The sequence below is a fragment of the Brevundimonas vesicularis NBRC 12165 genome, from assembly GCF_001592205.1.
GTDB classification, from domain to species: Bacteria; Pseudomonadota; Alphaproteobacteria; order Caulobacterales; family Caulobacteraceae; genus Brevundimonas; species Brevundimonas vesicularis.
In genome coordinates this window covers 56,946-71,641 of sequence record NZ_BCWM01000011.1, presented here as the reverse complement: position 1 = coordinate 71,641, position 14,696 = coordinate 56,946, and the positions used below count along the sequence as shown (strand labels likewise).

The following is a 14,696-nucleotide window of genomic DNA, read 5'->3' as shown; positions in this document are numbered from 1 at the left end:
AGGTCCGGTCGCTCGGGAAGCCCCCGGCGACCGTTCATTGTAATGATCAGTGATCAGGTTGGAATTATTGTGCAGCGCCACAAAGCAGAAAGCCGCCGGACTGGGGGAGTCCGGCGGCCTGCGCGAGCGGCGCCTGGAGGGGAGGGGAGGGCGCCGGCTTCGCTTCGCTGCGGTTCGGAGGGGGAGTGTCCCGCAGCGTCGAGATCGAAAATGGGAAGCCCCCTGCGCCGTTCAAGAGCGCATCGGGCGGAATCTTTCGCGACATTTTGGCGCCTCCGAGCGGCTACGAATACGTCGGCGGATGCGGGGGACAACGGATTCCGATGCTATGCGTTAGGAGGGGTCAACGGTGAAGCTGGAGGACCCGATTACATGCGTCGCTTTTTGATGGGTTCGATCGTGGCGGCCGTGGTCGGCCTGCTGCTAGCCGGCGCCGGATACTGGGCCTATTGGAACTTCTATTCGCGGTTCCAGCCGGTCACGATCAGCCGCAATCAGGCCGAAGTGCAACAACTGCTGGACGAGGCGTCCTGGGTGTCGGACGGCAGCGGGGGACAGGCCCTGTATATCGTCACCTATCGCGACAGCGCCTCGGCCCTGCGTTACGCGCGCGACGAGGCGCCCAAGCTGAAGGCGGCGGGGATCGAGACGCGCTACATCCTGTTCGCTCGTCCCGATTTGGAAGGCGCGGCGCAATCGACGGCGGCGGAGCGGGCGACGGTCGCCGAGCTGTGGCTGACGCGCGACTGGCCGCTGTATCAACGCTGGATGGCGACGCCGTCGAACAGCTGGACCGCCGCCGGCGTGCCGCAGGCGGACGGCAATCTGGCGCGCACCGCCGTGGTCGAGGCCGGCCGCCGCTTCAACGAACGGCTGAGCCAGCTGCTCAAGGAGTCCGGCGTCGACATCAGCTATCCGCTGATCCTGTGGCGGGACAAGCAGGGCTTCCTGAAGGCCTGCGGCTGCTCGGACCGACAGGCCTGGGCCTTCATCCGCGACGATGTCGGCGCGCCCGACCGGTTGGGCCAGTCCAATGCGGCACCGATCGCGCCCGATGAAGCGGCGCCGGCGCAGGACGCCCGCCCCTCGGCCATGCCCTATCCGGACCTGCCGGCGATCCCTCCGGTCAATGCGCCGACGGGCGGGACCACGCCGACGCCGCCCTCGCCTGAAGCCCGCCCGGCGACCCCGCCCGCATCAAACCGTCCGACGACGCCGCCGCGCACGGCCCCGGCGCCCAGCAAGCAGGACGACACGACCTTCTACTGATCAGAGGGATCGGCAAGCCGCGATCAGGCGATCGACGTCCTCGGCGTCCTGATACAGGCCGAAGCCGAAGCGGATCACGTCGTCGCGCACGTCGGTGACGATGTTGGCCGCCCGCAGACCGGCGCACCTGGCCTGGGCGTCGGGATGACGCAGGGCGAGGAAACGGGCGCGCGGCGCGTCGCCCTCAACCGGATTGAGGATTTCGGCTTGCGACAAGACCCCGGCCTGTCCAGCCTGAACGGCCTGCTGGAACGTGGTCGCCAGATCGCGCGCATGGGCGGCGATAGCGGCGGTGTCGAGCCCCTGCTGATCCAGCGTTCGGCGCACGGCGTTGAAGCGATATAGCGGCGTGCAGTCGAAGGTCGCGCCCCAGAAGCGACCACCGTCGCTGCGATACTGAACGCCGCCGGGAGGCCCCGACAGGTCGCCGAACTCCGCGAACCAGCCGGTGACGACAGGACGCGGGCAGAAGCCGGGTGGGGCGTGCAGGAAGCAGACGCCCTCGCCCGACATGGCGTATTTGTAGCCGCCGGAGACATAGAAGACCCGGTCCGCCACCGCCGACAGGTCGGTCGGGGTCGCCATGAAGCCGTGATAGCCGTCGATCAGCACCCAAGGCCCTTCGGGTCTCGCCAGGGCGGCAAGCTCCTCGATCCGGTCGAACAGCCCCCCGGTGCGGAAGAACACCTGGCTGACCACGATCCAGTCGTAACCGCCCCTGGACGCCTCGGCGATGAAGCGATCGGCGAAGGTGTCGAAGGGCGCGAGCGGAACGCGCGTGATCACCGCCGCCCCGACTTCTTCCCACCGTTCGGCCTGACGACGGAAGGAGTGAAATTCGCCGTCGGTCGCCAGAATGCGGACCGGCTTGGTCTCCACGCCCGAAAACAGACGCAGCAGGAAGTCGTGGGTGTTGGACGAAAAGACGATGCTGTCGGGCGAGGGCAGTGCCAGCTCGGCCGCGACATGGGCCTGGGCCTCGGGGATCACCTGACCGAAGACGAGATCCCACTTGTGGTCGGCATGCAAGTTGGCGTCGAGCCAGGTCTGCTGCTGCGCCTCGAAACTGGCGTCGGGCCACAGGTGATGGCTGTGCGCGGCGAAATGCAGCCGACCGGGCGCCGCTGACAGGGCGCGGGAGAAGAGGGACTTGTAGGTCATCCCTCTTCTTTAGGACATCTCACCCAGCGCTCAAGCAGCGAGCCGCCGCGCGGCGAGCGATAGCGCTGCGGGTAGCGCGCCTCTTAAACGAGAGCCCCGTGACAGTGTTTGAACTTGCGGCCCGAGCCGCAGGGGCAGGGGGAGTTGCGGCCGGTCATTTCCCAGCCGGGCGGCAGGGCCTCGATCGGCAGTTTGGAGCGGTCGTCGCCGATCAACGTGCCTTCGGGGTTCTGCGCCGACGGATTGGCCATCTCGTTCTCGCCGGTGCCGGGGTTCAGGTGGATTTCCTGGAACTCGGGCAGTTCGGGCGGGGCCTGGAAGCGGAACTCGACCGTCATCAGCCAGCGCGTGACGTTGTGGCGCAGGTCGTAGAGCAGGTTCTCGAACAGCGAGAAGGCTTCGGTCTTGTATTCGTTCAGCGGGTCGCGCTGGCCATAGCCGCGCAGGCCGATGACGCCGCGCAGGTGGTCCAGGTGGACCAGGTGCTCGCGCCACTGCATGTCGATCATCTGCAGCATGAACTGTTTTTCCAGACCGCGCGTCTGGTCGGCGCCGATCTGTTCCAGGCGTTCGGCGGCGCGGGCGTCGGCGGCGGCCAGCAGCCGCTCCTCGATCTCCTCGTTCGACACGCCTTCCTCTGCGGCCCAGTCGTGCAGCGGCAGTTCAAGCCCCAGGGTCGAGCGGACCTTTTCGTCCAGGCCGTCGATGTCCCACTGCTCGGCATAGGCCTTGGGCGGCATATAGCGTTCGACCAGGTCCGACACGACGTCGCGGCGGAAGTCGCCGACCAGTTCGGACAGATCCTCGGAGTCCATGAACTCCTGACGCTGTTCGAACACGGCCTTGCGCTGGTCGTTCACGACGTCGTCGTATTTCAGCAGGTTCTTGCGGATGTCGTAGTTGCGGGTCTCGACGCGCTTCTGGGCGGTCTCGATGGCGCGGTTCAGCCAGGGGTGGGTGATGGCCTCGCCCTCCGCCACGCCGAAGGTCTTCATGATCGAGTCGAGACGGTCGCCGGCGAAGATGCGCAGCAGGTCGTCCTCGCAGGACAGGTAGAATTTCGAGGTGCCGGGGTCGCCCTGACGGCCGGTGCGGCCGCGCAGCTGGTTGTCGATGCGGCGGCTCTCGTGGCGCTCGGTGCCCAGGACGAACAGGCCGCCCGCCTCCAGCGCGATCTTCTTCTGGACAGCGATCTCGGCCTTGAACTCGGCCTCCTTGGCCGTTTCCATTTCCGGCGTGACCTCGACGGCCATGTTGCGTTGTTCCAGCAGCCACTTCTGCATCTTCATCTCAAGGTTGCCCCCGAGCTGAATGTCGGTGCCGCGGCCCGCCATATTGGTGGCGATGGTCACCACGCCCGGCAGGCCGGCGTCGGCGACGATATAGGCTTCCTGTTCGTGCTGGCGCGCGTTCAGGACGCTGTGCGGAATGCCGCGCAGCTTGGTCTCATAGGTGATGTCATAGGCGGCGTCGCCGATCTTCTCGGCTTCCTTGGCCTTACCCGCATATTCCGGCTTCAGCGTGCGCGAGGTCTCGACCTTGTATTCGAAGCGGCTCAGCAGGTCCGACAGCTGTTCCGAACGCTCGATCGATACGGTGCCGACCAGGATCGGCTGACCGGCGAGGTGGCATTCGGCGATCTGGCGCGCGATGGCCTGGTTCTTCTCGGCGTGGGTCCGATAGACCTCGTCGTCGTAGTCCTTGCGCTGGATCGGCCGGTTGGTCGGCACTTCCAGCACGTCCATCTTGTAGATGTCGCCGAATTCCTGGGCCTCGGTCGCAGCCGTGCCGGTCATGCCCGACAGCTTTTCGTACAGGCGGAAGTAGTTCTGGATCGTCACCGAGGCCAGGGTCTGGTTCTCGGGCTGGATCTTGACGTCTTCCTTGGCCTCGATGGCCTGGTGCAGGCCTTCGGACAGGCGGCGGCCGGTCATCATGCGGCCGGTGAACTCGTCGATCAGGACGATCTCGCCGCCCTTGATGATATAGTCCTTGTCGCGCTGATACAGGGTGTTGGCCCGCAGGGCCTGGTTGGCGTGGTGAACCAGGCTGATGTTGGCGGCGTCGTACAGGCCGGTGGTGTCGGCTGCGAAGTGACCGCCGGCCTCCAGGGCCTCTTCCATCCGCTCGGAGCCCAGCTCGGTCAGCAGGACCTGCTTCTGCTTCTCATCGAGCTCGAAGGTGTCCTTGTCCTTGATCAGGTCTTTGATCAGGCCGTCGAGGATCTTGTAGAGATCCGAACGGTCCTCGGTCGGGCCCGAGATGATCAGAGGCGTGCGCGCCTCGTCGATCAGGATGGAGTCGACCTCGTCGACGATGGCGAAGTTGTGCGGACGCTGCACCATCTCGCGCCGGTCATAGACCAGGTTGTCGCGCAGATAGTCGAAGCCGAACTCGTTGTTGGCACCGTAGGTGACGTCGGCGTTGTAGGCCTGCTGGCGCTGACCCTGGCTGAGGCCGTTGACGATGACGCCGACCTCAAGACCGAGGAAGCGATAGACCTTGCCCATCGTCTCGGCGTCGCGGCGGGCCAGGTAGTCGTTGACGGTGATGACGTGCACGCCCTTGCCGGGCAGAGCGTTCAGATAGACCGGCGCCACGGCGACCAGGGTCTTGCCTTCGCCGGTCCGCATTTCGGCGATGCCGCCTTCATGCAGGATCATGCCGCCGGCCAGCTGAACGTCGTACTGACGCTGGCCCAGCACGCGCTTGGAGGCTTCGCGCACGACCGCAAAGGCTTCGGGCAGGATCTTGTCCAGGGTCTCGCCGTTCGCCAGCCGATCGCGGAAGGCGTCGGTCATCATCCGCAGTTCGTCGTCGGACAGGGCGGCGAACTTGGGCTCCAGCGCATTGATGCGCTGGGCGTGGTCCTGGAAGGCCTTGACCTTGCGGTCGTTGGAAGAGCCGAAAAGTTTCTTGGCGAAGCCGAGCATATTGGATCCGGTAAGCGGTCGAGCGTCTGCGAGCTGAGCGGCTCTGAAATCCCGTGAGGGGCGGCGATACGGACGCCGTGAGAGAGGCCCTGACCGACCGCAGCCCCGGAGCGCCGCATCAGGCGCGCGCGAAGGGCCGCGCAGACGATCAAAACCCCTCGACTTGGGCGCAGGCGGGACTTAAGCACCGGCCTAACCCCTGTCAACGCGAGGGGCTTTCGGCCGCCTTCGACGGAGCGCCCCCTTGACCCCCTTCCGGCGATCTTCACGTCTTCTGACAGCGGCGGTGCTGACGGCGGCGCTTTCGACCGCCGCCTGTTCGCGCGGCGGCGACAACCGGCCGCCCGAACAGGGGGACCAGGCTGTGGCCACGGTCCAGGACGAGACCATCTGGGCCTCGGACGTGAAGCGCGAGGCGGTTGCCCAAGGTTTGATCGGCGAGGACGAGACGCTGGACACGACGTCGGATCTCTTCCGCCGGGTGCTGGACGAGGTGATCGACCAAAAGCTGCTGGCCGGAGAGGCGCAGCGGCGGCGGCTGGATTCCTCGCCTCTGGCGCAGCGGCGTCTGGAAGCGACGCGCGAGCGCATCCTAGGCGACATGCTGGTCGAGAGCGTGGTCAACAAAGCCGTCTCGGACCAGGCGGTGCAGACTCTTTATAATGAGCAGCTGCGGCTGGCGAAGACCTCGGAAGAGATCCGCGTGCGGCTGATCCTGTCGCGCACAAAGCCCGAGGCGGACGCCGTGATCGGCATTCTGGGCCAGGGCGCCGGCTTCGAGGCGGTGGCGGCGGAGCGGTCGATCGACGAGGCGACGCGGTTCTCCGGCGGCGACCTGGGGTATTCCACGCTGGACGTGATGCCGCAAGCCTATGCCGACGCTCTGCGCGACAAGCCGGCCGGTGCGACCGTCGGGCCGTTCCAGACCGAGGGCGGCTGGGCCGTTCTGAGGGTTGAGGACCGGCGCAAGGAAAACCCGCCGACGCTGGAACAGGCCCGACCGCAAATCGTGCGCTATCTGACCTATGAGGGCGTGCGACAGTTGCTGGAACAACTTCGCGGCAAGGCCAAGGTGGATGTCCGCCTGCCCGCGCAGACGCCGCCCGCATCGCCTGCTCCTTCCGCTTCTCCGGGCGCCTAACATGACCAAGCCTCCCTCTACGACCGGCCAGAAGATCGAGCATGCATTCGAAAAGGCGCTGGACCCGTTCGCCACGGCGCTGAAGCGCGCAACCCGCACGCCGGGATCGGATGCGGCGCCAGCCGCCGCGCCTGCGCCGGCCGCCGCCGGCAAGCCGGGTCTGGCCATCTCGCCCCTGGCCATGCCGTTCCCGACCATTCCGCCGATCGGCGGGGTCGAGATCGCGACCGCGCGCGCCGGCTTCTACAAGCATGAGCGCGACGACCTGGTGGTGTTCCGGTTCGCGCGGGGGACCAGCTGCGCCGGGGTCTTCACCCGCCACAAGATCGGCTCGGCGCCCGTGGACTGGTGCAAGAAGCATCTGGCCGGGGCCGAGGGCGGCAAGGATGTGCGCGCCCTGGTGATCAACGCCGGATGCGCCAACGCCTTCACCGGCAAGGCCGGCGCGGACGCGGCGCGGCGCACGGCCTCGGAGGTCGCCAAACGGTTCGGCTGTCGCCAACGCGACGTCATGCTGGCCTCGACCGGCGTGATCGGCGTGGTGCTGGACGACAAGAAGATCGTCGCCAAACTGCCCGAGATCGAGAACGGGCTGGAGGCGGACGCCTGGGCCCGGGCGGGTCGCGGCATCATGACCACCGACACCTTCCCCAAGGGTTCCTACGCCGAGGCCGAGATCGAGGGCTACAAGGTCCGGATCGCCGGCATCGCCAAGGGATCAGGCATGATCGCGCCGGACATGGCGACCATGCTGGCCTTCATCGTCACCGATGCGGACATCCATCCGAACGTGCTGCAGGCTCTGCTGGGCCTGCATGTACGCACCACCTTCAACAGCGTGACGGTGGATGGCGACACCTCGACCAACGACACGGCCCTGCTGTTCGCCACCGGGACCTCGGGCGCGCCGCGAATCGGGCGGGTTGGGGATCGCCGGCTGAAGAGCTTCTCGGCCGCCCTGGACAAGGTGATGCTGGACCTGGCGCACCAGCTGGTGCGCGACGGCGAAGGCGCGACCAAGTTCGTCAAGGTGACGGTGGACGGCGCCGCCTCGCCCGCCTCGGCCCGCAAGCTGGCCAAGTCCATCGCCGACAGCCCTCTGGTCAAGACCGCCATCGCCGGTCAGGACGCCAACTGGGGCCGGGTCGTCATGGCGGTGGGCAAGACCGAGGAACCGGTCGATCGCGACCGCCTGGCCATCAAGTTCGGTCCGCACCAGGCCGCCATCGACGGCGCCCCGTCCCCGACCTACGACGAGGCCAAGATGACCGCCTATATGAAGAACCCCGAAATCGACATCACCGTCGACGTGGGTTCGGGCCGGGCGTCGGCGACCGTGTGGACCTGCGATCTGACCAAGGGCTACATCGAGATCAACGGCGACTATCGCTCGTGACCGCTGCGCCCCTTCCCACCATCCTGGTCGTCGCCGTCGCCCTGATTGACGTGGATGGGCGGGTTCTGATCGCCAAGCGTCCCGAGGGCAAGAAGCTGGCCGGTCTGTGGGAGTTTCCGGGCGGCAAGGTCGAGCCCGGAGAGCGGCCTGAACAGGCCCTGATCCGCGAGCTGAAGGAAGAGCTGGGCATCGACGTCAGCGAAAACTGTCTGTCGCCGTTCGTTTTCGCCAGTCACGCTTACGATTCGTTTCACCTGTTGATGCCATTGTATCTGTGCCGACGGTGGGACGGCGTGGTCACGGCGCGTGAACACGACGGCCTGGCCTGGGTGAAGCCGAGCAAACTTTCGGACTATCCCATGCCCCCGGCGGACGAACCTCTGGTCGCCTGGTTGCGCGACCTGCTCTGACCACCGCCGACCAGGGAGGCCGGCCATGCGACGTCTTATCGGCCGGTTCCTGCGCAATGAGAGCGGGGCCACAGCCATCGAATACGGGCTGCTCTGCGCCCTGATCTTCCTGGCGATCGTGACTTCGATCAGCGCCTTGGCGAACAGCCAGAACGGCGGCCTGGCCGCGACGGTGAACAAGCTGAGCGCCGCCATACAGGCCGCGATCAGCTAGTCCGGCTCTTCGCCCGTCATTTCCTTGACGCCCAGGGCATCGGCCAGCCGCGTCTTGGCCGAGCCGCGCGGCAGGGGCTTCTGCTGGCTGTCGTGGGGTTTCCAGCCGGCCAGGTGAATGATCTCGAACGTCGCCGGTATGCGGCTGTCGTCGAGACCGTATCGCTCGGCATAGAGGGCGGCGGCGCGCGCCACGATACGGCGGCTCAACGGCCGAACGGGTCCGTGCAGCACATTGGTCTCCCCCATGGCGCGCAGGTCGCGGATCAGGGCGAACAGGTCGGCGTAGCGGACGGTGAACCGATCCACGTCCGATACCGGCAGGGCGAACCCGGCGCGCTGCAAGAGGGCCGCCCCGTCATAGCCGTCAGCGAAGGGCGAAACCCGCGCCTGGGCTCCGCCGCGCTCTTCCAGTTCGACCTCGGTCAGGACGGCGCGAAGCTCTTTCAGCGTGCCCGCGCCGAACAGCGTGCCGATAAACAGGCCGTCCGGTTTTAACGCGCGCCGGATCTGGGCCAGGGCGCCAGGCAGGTCGTTGGCCCAGTGAAGGGTCAAAAGGGAGACGATCAGATCGGTCGAGGCGTCGGCCAGCGGCAGCGCGTCCGCACCCGGCGCTGCGCGCTGGGCCAGGGAGACGGGCGTCTGGACGGGGCCGACCCGTCCCGCAGCGTCGCTGGACCGCACCGCCGCATCGAACACGCCTGGATGGGCGGACAGATCGACCGTAACGGGAAAATCGCGCAGTATGGCTTCCAGGCTCTCGGCGGCGTTGGCGGCGGCGCGGGCGTGCAGGAAGTCGGCTTGGGGGAACCGGGAGGCGGACCGCACAAGCCGCGCCTGACGTCGAACGGCGTCGAAGATGCGCGGGGGGCCTTCGGAAGGGGATTGGGGGGCGGTCATGGACGCACAGGATGGGGGCTGGCGACGCGCCTGGGAAGGGGCGGGCCGTCACTTGCGCGGAGCGGGGCGGGGACTGGCCGACCTGATCCTGCCGCCGATGGCGCACGACAGCCGAGAGGCGACGGCTGCGGCCGGCCTGACGCCCGACGCCTGGAGCCGGATCAAATTTCTGGAGGCGCCGGTCTGCGACGGCTGCGGGGCGGCATTCGACTTTGACGGCGGCGCCTTCGCCGAGGATCGCTGCGCCGCCTGTATCGCCAAGCCCTATGCGTTCGAGAGAGCGCGCGCGGCTTGCCTGTATGACGAGGCGTCGCGCGGCCTGATCCTGAGGTTCAAGCACGGGGACCAGCAACAGTTCGCGCCCCTGTTCGCGCGCTGGATCGGACGCGCCGCCGCCGATCTGGTAGAAGACGCGGATGTGATCCTGCCCGTGCCGCTGCATCGGTTTCGCCTGTTGTCGCGGCGCTTCAATCAGGCCGCCGAAATCGCCCGGCCGCTGGCCCGGCACGCCGACCGCGACTATTTGCCCGACGGTCTGGTCCGCACGACCCACACGACCAGCCAGGGCGGCAAGAGCCAGCGCGGGCGGCGGCTGAACGTCAAGCAGGCCTTCGCCGTGACCGAGGCGGGCCGGCGTCGGATCCGGGGGCGACGCATCCTTCTGATCGACGATGTGTTGACCACGGGCGCGACCGGAGAGGCCTGCGCGCGCGCCCTGATCGACGCCGGAGCGCGCGCCGTGGACCTCGCCGTCATCGCGCGGGTGCGAAACGCCCGTGAACTGACTATGTGAAGAGCGCCCTATCGCTCGCCGCGCGGCGGCTCGCTGCTTGAGGGCGCTCGATTTTATTTTGGAGATCTGAACTTGGCCGACGTCGTCATCTACACCAAGCCTGGCTGCCCCTACTGCTTCAGCGCCATGTCGCTGCTGAAGAAAAAGGGCGTGGACTATACCGAGATCGTCGCCTCCAACGATCCCGACAAGAAGGCCGAGATGGTCGAGAAGTCGGGCGGCCGCATGACCTTCCCGCAGATCTTCATCGACGGCCAGCACATCGGCGGTTCCGACGAGATCCACGCGCTGGATCGCGACGGCAAGCTGGACGGACTTCTGGCCGCCTGATCCATGAGCAGCGGGCTCGACATCGCCCTGATCCAGACGCGCACGCCGGCGACGGCGCGAGCGGCGCTGGCCCATGTTGAGCCCTTGATCCGCGAGGCGGCGTCGGGCGGAGCGAAGTTCATCCTGACGCCCGAGGGGACCAATGTCCTGGAGCAGCGCCGAGACCGGCGCGATGCGGCGATTACGACCGAGGACGAGGACGTCGCCGTTCTGGGTCTGCGTCGTCTGGCGGCGGAACTAGGCGTCTGGCTACTGATCGGTTCGGCCATCGTCCGGTCTGGCCAGGCGGGAGATGGCCGCGCCGCCAATCGGTCGCTGCTGATCGATGGGTCGGGCGGGATCGTGGCCCGATACGACAAGCTGCACGTCTTCGACGTGAACCTGCCCAATGGCGAGACCTATCGCGAAAGCGCGACGGTGAGGCCCGGCGACGGGGCGTCGGTGGCGGACACGCCTTGGGGCCGGCTGGGCCTGACCATCTGCTACGACATCCGCTTTCCCCATCTGCACCGCCAGCTGGCCAAGGCCGGGGCGTCGGTGATCGCCGTGCCAGCCGCCTTCACCGCCCCGACGGGCGAGGCGCATTGGGAGACCCTGCTACGCGCCCGCGCCATCGAGACGGGGGCGTTCGTCCTGGCCCCAGCGCAGGGCGGACTGCACGAGGATGCTCGCCGAACCTGGGGGCGATCCACCGTCGTCGGACCCTGGGGCGAGATCATCGCCAAGGCGGATCACGACGAACCTTGCATCGTGCGTGCGAAACTGGACATGGAGGCCGTGGCCAGGGCGCGCGCCGCCGTGCCCAGCCTGACCCACGATCGCGATTTCCTGCCCGCTGTTTAACGCCCCATGATCCGCTACGCCCTGAAATGCGACCAAGCCCACGCCTTCGAAGCCTGGTTCGGCTCCTCGACCGACTATGACGATCAGGCGGCGCGGGGGCTGGTGGAATGCCCGTTCTGCGGTTCGCGCGCGGTGGAAAAGGCGATCATGGCCCCGGCCATCAGCGGCGCCCGCAAGGCCGATCCCGCCTCTGACGTCGCCGCCAAGATGCAGACGATGATGATGGCCGCCGCCCGCGAGGTCCGCGCCCATGTCGAGGCCAACTTCGACTACGTCGGCGACACCTTCGCCCGCGAGGCGCGCGACATCCACGAGGGCCGATCCGAGAAGCGCGAAATCTATGGCGAGGCCACGCCCGCCGAGGTGAAGAAGCTGAAGGACGACGGCGTTCCGGTTTCCGCCCTGCCTGACGCTCTGCCAGACCCGTCCAAGGTGAACTGATGACCGTGCAATGGCGGCCTATGCGGCCGACGGACATCGATGCGGTGGTGGAGGTGGCGCGGCTGTCGTTTCCCGACCATTTCGAGGATCGCGCCTGTTTCCAAAACCGGCTGGCGCTTTATCCGCGCGGCTGTTTCGTGCTGGCGGAGAGCGAGGGCGCCGCGCGGGGCTATCTGATCGCCTATCCGTGGAAGGCCGAGAGCGCGCCGCCGCTGAACACGGTGATCGAAGGCCTGCCGCCCCAGCCGGATTTGATCTATCTGCACGATCTTGCTCTGCACCCCGAGGCGCGGGGCGGGGGCGTGACCGGCGCCATCGTTGAGCGGCTGGCCGAACAGGCGACGGAAGACGGCTGGCCCGCCATCGCCCTGGTCGCGGTCAATGACGCTGTCGGATTCTGGTCGCGACAAGATTTCGTCGAGCAACCCGCCGAGGCCATGGCGGCCAAACTGGCCAGCTACGGCGCCGACGCCCGCTATATGCTGCGACCGCTCTAGCGCCGATTGAGCGCGGTCTGGCCGCCCGCGCGCACGAAATAGATGCGTTGAGGACGGGGCAGGGCGACATAGGCCCGGCGTCTCATTTCACGCTCGCAGACGCTGGCGTCGCCAAGGCTGTCGGGGGTCAGGACCGCGCGATGGACGGCGCACCAGTCGCGGCTGGCGGCGCGGATGCGGCCGGCCAGGATCATCGCCTCGCCCGGTCGGGCCATGTTCAGCCCCTCGGCATCCACATGCATGTCCGGCGCCTCGCCCGCGGCAAGGGCGGCGGCAAGCGCGGCTGCGATCATCAAACCCATCGTCATCTCCCCATCGGAATGGGCCTGCGTCAGGCCCGTCGTAGGAGGGAGGCGTCCGTCAGCGGCGTCAGATGCGGCGTCGCGGATGAAATATCGGTAAGGCGGCGATCAGCGCGGCGAACGCCCGCTCTGGTCTTTCTGTCCACATGCCTGTAAGAGGCGCGCGCCTCCCGCATGCCTTTTCATGACCAGCGGCCGCCCGTATGCCGGCCGCGCCTTTTCGCGATACTCAAATGAACCTGCGCAACGTCGCCATCATCGCCCACGTCGACCACGGCAAGACGACCCTGGTGGACCAACTGCTCGCCCAGTCCGGCGTCTTCCGAGCCAACGAGGCGCAGACCGAGCGCGCGATGGACTCCAACGACCAGGAAAAAGAGCGCGGCATCACCATCCTGGCCAAGTGCACCTCGGTGCTCTGGAACGGCAAGGCGGGCGAAACCCGCATCAACATCATCGACACCCCCGGCCACGCCGACTTCGGCGGCGAGGTCGAGCGCATCCTGGGCATGGTGGACGGCTGCGTCATCCTGGTGGATGCCGAAGAGGGCGTCATGCCCCAGACCAAGTTCGTGCTGACCAAGGCGCTGAAGATGGGCCTGCGCCCGATCCTGTGCATCAACAAGGTCGACCGCGCCCACGCCGATCCGGACCGCGTCCACAACGAGACCTTCGACCTGTTCGCCGCCATCGGCGCGACGGACGAGCAGCTGGACTTCCCGCACATCTACGCCTCGGGCCGCAACGGCTGGGCGACGCTGGACCTGAACCAGCCCAACGACAATCTGGCCCCGCTGTTCGACCTGATCGTCGATCACGTCCCGCCGCCCGCCGTCCAGGCCAACCGCGACAAGCCCTTCCGCATGCTGGACGTGCTGATCGAAAGCGATCCGTTCCTGGGCCGTCTGCTGACCGGCCGCATCGAGAGCGGCAAGGCCGTTCCCGGCATGGCGATCCACGCCCTGGACCGTGAAGGCAAGGAAATCGAACGCGGCCGCATCACCAAGGTGCTGGCCTTCCGCGGCCTGAAGCGTCAGGCCTTGGACGAGGGTTCGGAAGCGGGCGACATCGTCGCCATCGCCGGCATGTCCAAGGCGACCGTGGCCGACACCCTGTGCGCGATGGAAGTCACCGAGCCTCTGCCCGCCCAGCCGATCGATCCGCCCACCATCTCCATGACCGTCTCGGTCAACGACAGCCCCCTGGCCGGTCGCGAAGGCGACAAGGTCCAGTCGCGCGTCATCCGTGATCGCCTTCTGAAGGAGGCCGAGGCCAACGTCGCCATCCGCGTGACCACGACCGAAGGCGGCGACGCCTATGAAGTCGCCGGCCGTGGCGAACTGCAGTTGGGCGTTCTGATCGAGAACATGCGCCGCGAAGGCTTCGAGGTTTCGATCTCGCGTCCGCGCGTGGTGTTCCAGACCGGCGAGAACGGCGAGAAGCTGGAGCCGATCGAAGACGTCATGATCGACGTCGACGACGAGTTCTCGGGCATCGTCATTGAGAAGCTGTCGGCCCGTAAGGCCGAAATGACCGACATGGGCCCGTCGGGCGCCGGCAAGACCCGCATCAGCCTGAAGGCGCCGTCGCGTTCGCTGATCGGCTATCAGGGCGAGTTCCTGACCGACACCCGCGGTTCGGGCGTACTGAACCGCGTGTTCAGCCACTATGAGCCGCACAAGGGCGCGATCGCCGGTCGTCTGAAGGGCGTTCTGATCTCGAACTCGGACGGTGAAACCGCCGCCTTCGCACTGTGGAACCTAGAAGACCGCGGCATCATGTTCGTCGGCGCCGGCGAAAAGACCTATCAGGGCATGATCATCGGCGAGAACGCGCGCTGGGACGACCTGGACGTCAACCCGATCAAGGGCAAGCAGCTGACCAACGTCCGCGCCTCCGGCAAGGACGAGGCCGTTCGCCTGACGCCGCCGCGCCAGATGTCGCTGGAACAGGCCATCGCCTATATCGACGACGATGAACTGGTTGAAGTGACGCCCAAGTCCATCCGCCTGCGCAAGCAGACGCTGAACCCGTCGTTCCGCAAGAAGCGCGTTCGCCCGGAGTAGT

The 14,696-nt window shown here is 67.1% G+C and carries 15 protein-coding genes; 11 read left to right on the top strand and 4 right to left on the bottom strand.

Annotated elements, in window-relative coordinates; translation table 11 throughout:
• The first annotated feature begins 372 nt into the window (after positions 1-372).
• Positions 373-1,269 carry a hypothetical protein gene (locus tag BVE01S_RS10430; protein ID WP_066627227.1) on the top strand — a complete coding sequence of 299 codons (897 nt, stop codon included), beginning with the start codon at positions 373-375 and terminating at the stop codon, positions 1,267-1,269.
• Here BVE01S_RS10430 and BVE01S_RS10425 read toward each other — a convergent pair whose 3' ends face one another.
• Together BVE01S_RS10425 and secA are read right to left on the bottom strand one after the other, a co-directional pair.
• The gene (locus BVE01S_RS10425) at positions 1,270-2,430 is read right to left on the bottom strand and encodes an aminotransferase class V-fold PLP-dependent enzyme (protein WP_066627225.1); all 1,161 of its coding nucleotides are present in this window, start codon (positions 2,428-2,430) and stop codon (positions 1,270-1,272) included. It lies immediately after the preceding gene.
• A gap of 83 nt (positions 2,431-2,513) precedes the next feature.
• Entirely contained in the window at positions 2,514-5,363 is a 2,850-nt protein-coding gene (secA, locus tag BVE01S_RS10420; RefSeq protein ID WP_066627223.1) for a preprotein translocase subunit SecA, read from the bottom strand.
• A 244-nt stretch (positions 5,364-5,607) separates the two neighbouring features.
• Here secA and BVE01S_RS10415 point away from each other — a divergent pair, with 244 nt between their 5' ends.
• Genes BVE01S_RS10415 through BVE01S_RS10400 form a run of 4 tightly spaced genes read left to right on the top strand, consistent with a single transcriptional unit; the run spans position 5,608 to position 8,524 of the window.
• Positions 5,608-6,504, top strand: coding sequence for a peptidylprolyl isomerase (locus BVE01S_RS10415; RefSeq protein WP_205678552.1), 897 nt, complete (start codon positions 5,608-5,610; stop codon positions 6,502-6,504).
• Position 6,505: 1 nt separating this feature from the next.
• The gene (argJ, locus tag BVE01S_RS10410; protein ID WP_066627219.1) at positions 6,506-7,900 is read left to right on the top strand and encodes a bifunctional glutamate N-acetyltransferase/amino-acid acetyltransferase ArgJ; all 1,395 of its coding nucleotides are present in this window, start codon (positions 6,506-6,508) and stop codon (positions 7,898-7,900) included.
• Positions 7,897-8,310 (top strand): (deoxy)nucleoside triphosphate pyrophosphohydrolase, encoded by a 414-nt coding sequence (locus tag BVE01S_RS10405; RefSeq protein ID WP_066627217.1) that lies wholly within the window; start codon positions 7,897-7,899, stop codon positions 8,308-8,310. The genes argJ and BVE01S_RS10405 overlap by 4 nt, the downstream gene beginning before the upstream one ends.
• A gap of 25 nt (positions 8,311-8,335) precedes the next feature.
• Positions 8,336-8,524: a Flp family type IVb pilin gene (locus tag BVE01S_RS10400; RefSeq protein ID WP_039246696.1), complete on the top strand. Its 189-nt coding sequence runs from the start codon at positions 8,336-8,338 to the stop codon at positions 8,522-8,524.
• Here BVE01S_RS10400 and BVE01S_RS10395 read toward each other — a convergent pair.
• Positions 8,521-9,423, bottom strand: a complete 903-nt coding sequence (locus BVE01S_RS10395; RefSeq protein WP_066627214.1) for a methyltransferase domain-containing protein — start codon at positions 9,421-9,423, stop codon at positions 8,521-8,523. The genes BVE01S_RS10400 and BVE01S_RS10395 overlap by 4 nt on opposite strands.
• On the opposite strand from BVE01S_RS10395, the gene BVE01S_RS10390 reads away from it, so the two are divergent.
• The 5 genes from BVE01S_RS10390 to BVE01S_RS10370 all read left to right on the top strand — a co-directional run bounded on the left by BVE01S_RS10390 (position 9,422) and on the right by BVE01S_RS10370 (position 12,327).
• A complete protein-coding gene (locus BVE01S_RS10390; protein ID WP_066627210.1) occupies positions 9,422-10,216 on the top strand; it encodes a ComF family protein in 795 nt (264 codons plus the stop codon). The two genes, BVE01S_RS10395 and BVE01S_RS10390, sit on opposite strands and share 2 nt — an antisense overlap.
• A gap of 72 nt (positions 10,217-10,288) precedes the next feature.
• On the top strand, positions 10,289-10,546 hold the full coding sequence (gene grxC / locus BVE01S_RS10385; RefSeq protein WP_066627207.1) for a glutaredoxin 3: 258 nt from the start codon (positions 10,289-10,291) through the stop codon (positions 10,544-10,546).
• 3 nt (positions 10,547-10,549) lie between these two features.
• Positions 10,550-11,389, top strand: coding sequence for a carbon-nitrogen hydrolase family protein (locus tag BVE01S_RS10380; RefSeq protein WP_066627205.1), 840 nt, complete (start codon positions 10,550-10,552; stop codon positions 11,387-11,389).
• A gap of 6 nt (positions 11,390-11,395) precedes the next feature.
• On the top strand, positions 11,396-11,830 hold the full coding sequence (locus BVE01S_RS10375; RefSeq protein ID WP_066627203.1) for a DUF1178 family protein: 435 nt from the start codon (positions 11,396-11,398) through the stop codon (positions 11,828-11,830).
• Positions 11,830-12,327, top strand: coding sequence for a GNAT family N-acetyltransferase (locus BVE01S_RS10370; RefSeq protein ID WP_066627198.1), 498 nt, complete (start codon positions 11,830-11,832; stop codon positions 12,325-12,327). The genes BVE01S_RS10375 and BVE01S_RS10370 overlap by 1 nt, the downstream gene beginning before the upstream one ends.
• Here BVE01S_RS10370 and BVE01S_RS10365 read toward each other — a convergent pair.
• On the bottom strand, positions 12,324-12,629 hold the full coding sequence (locus tag BVE01S_RS10365; RefSeq protein ID WP_167544801.1) for a UrcA family protein: 306 nt from the start codon (positions 12,627-12,629) through the stop codon (positions 12,324-12,326). The genes BVE01S_RS10370 and BVE01S_RS10365 overlap by 4 nt on opposite strands.
• Positions 12,630-12,862: 233 nt before the next feature.
• On the opposite strand from BVE01S_RS10365, the gene typA reads away from it, so the two are divergent.
• Positions 12,863-14,695 carry a translational GTPase TypA gene (typA, locus tag BVE01S_RS10360; protein WP_055755091.1) on the top strand — a complete coding sequence of 611 codons (1,833 nt, stop codon included), beginning with the start codon at positions 12,863-12,865 and terminating at the stop codon, positions 14,693-14,695.
• The last annotated feature ends 1 nt before the right edge of the window (position 14,696 follow it).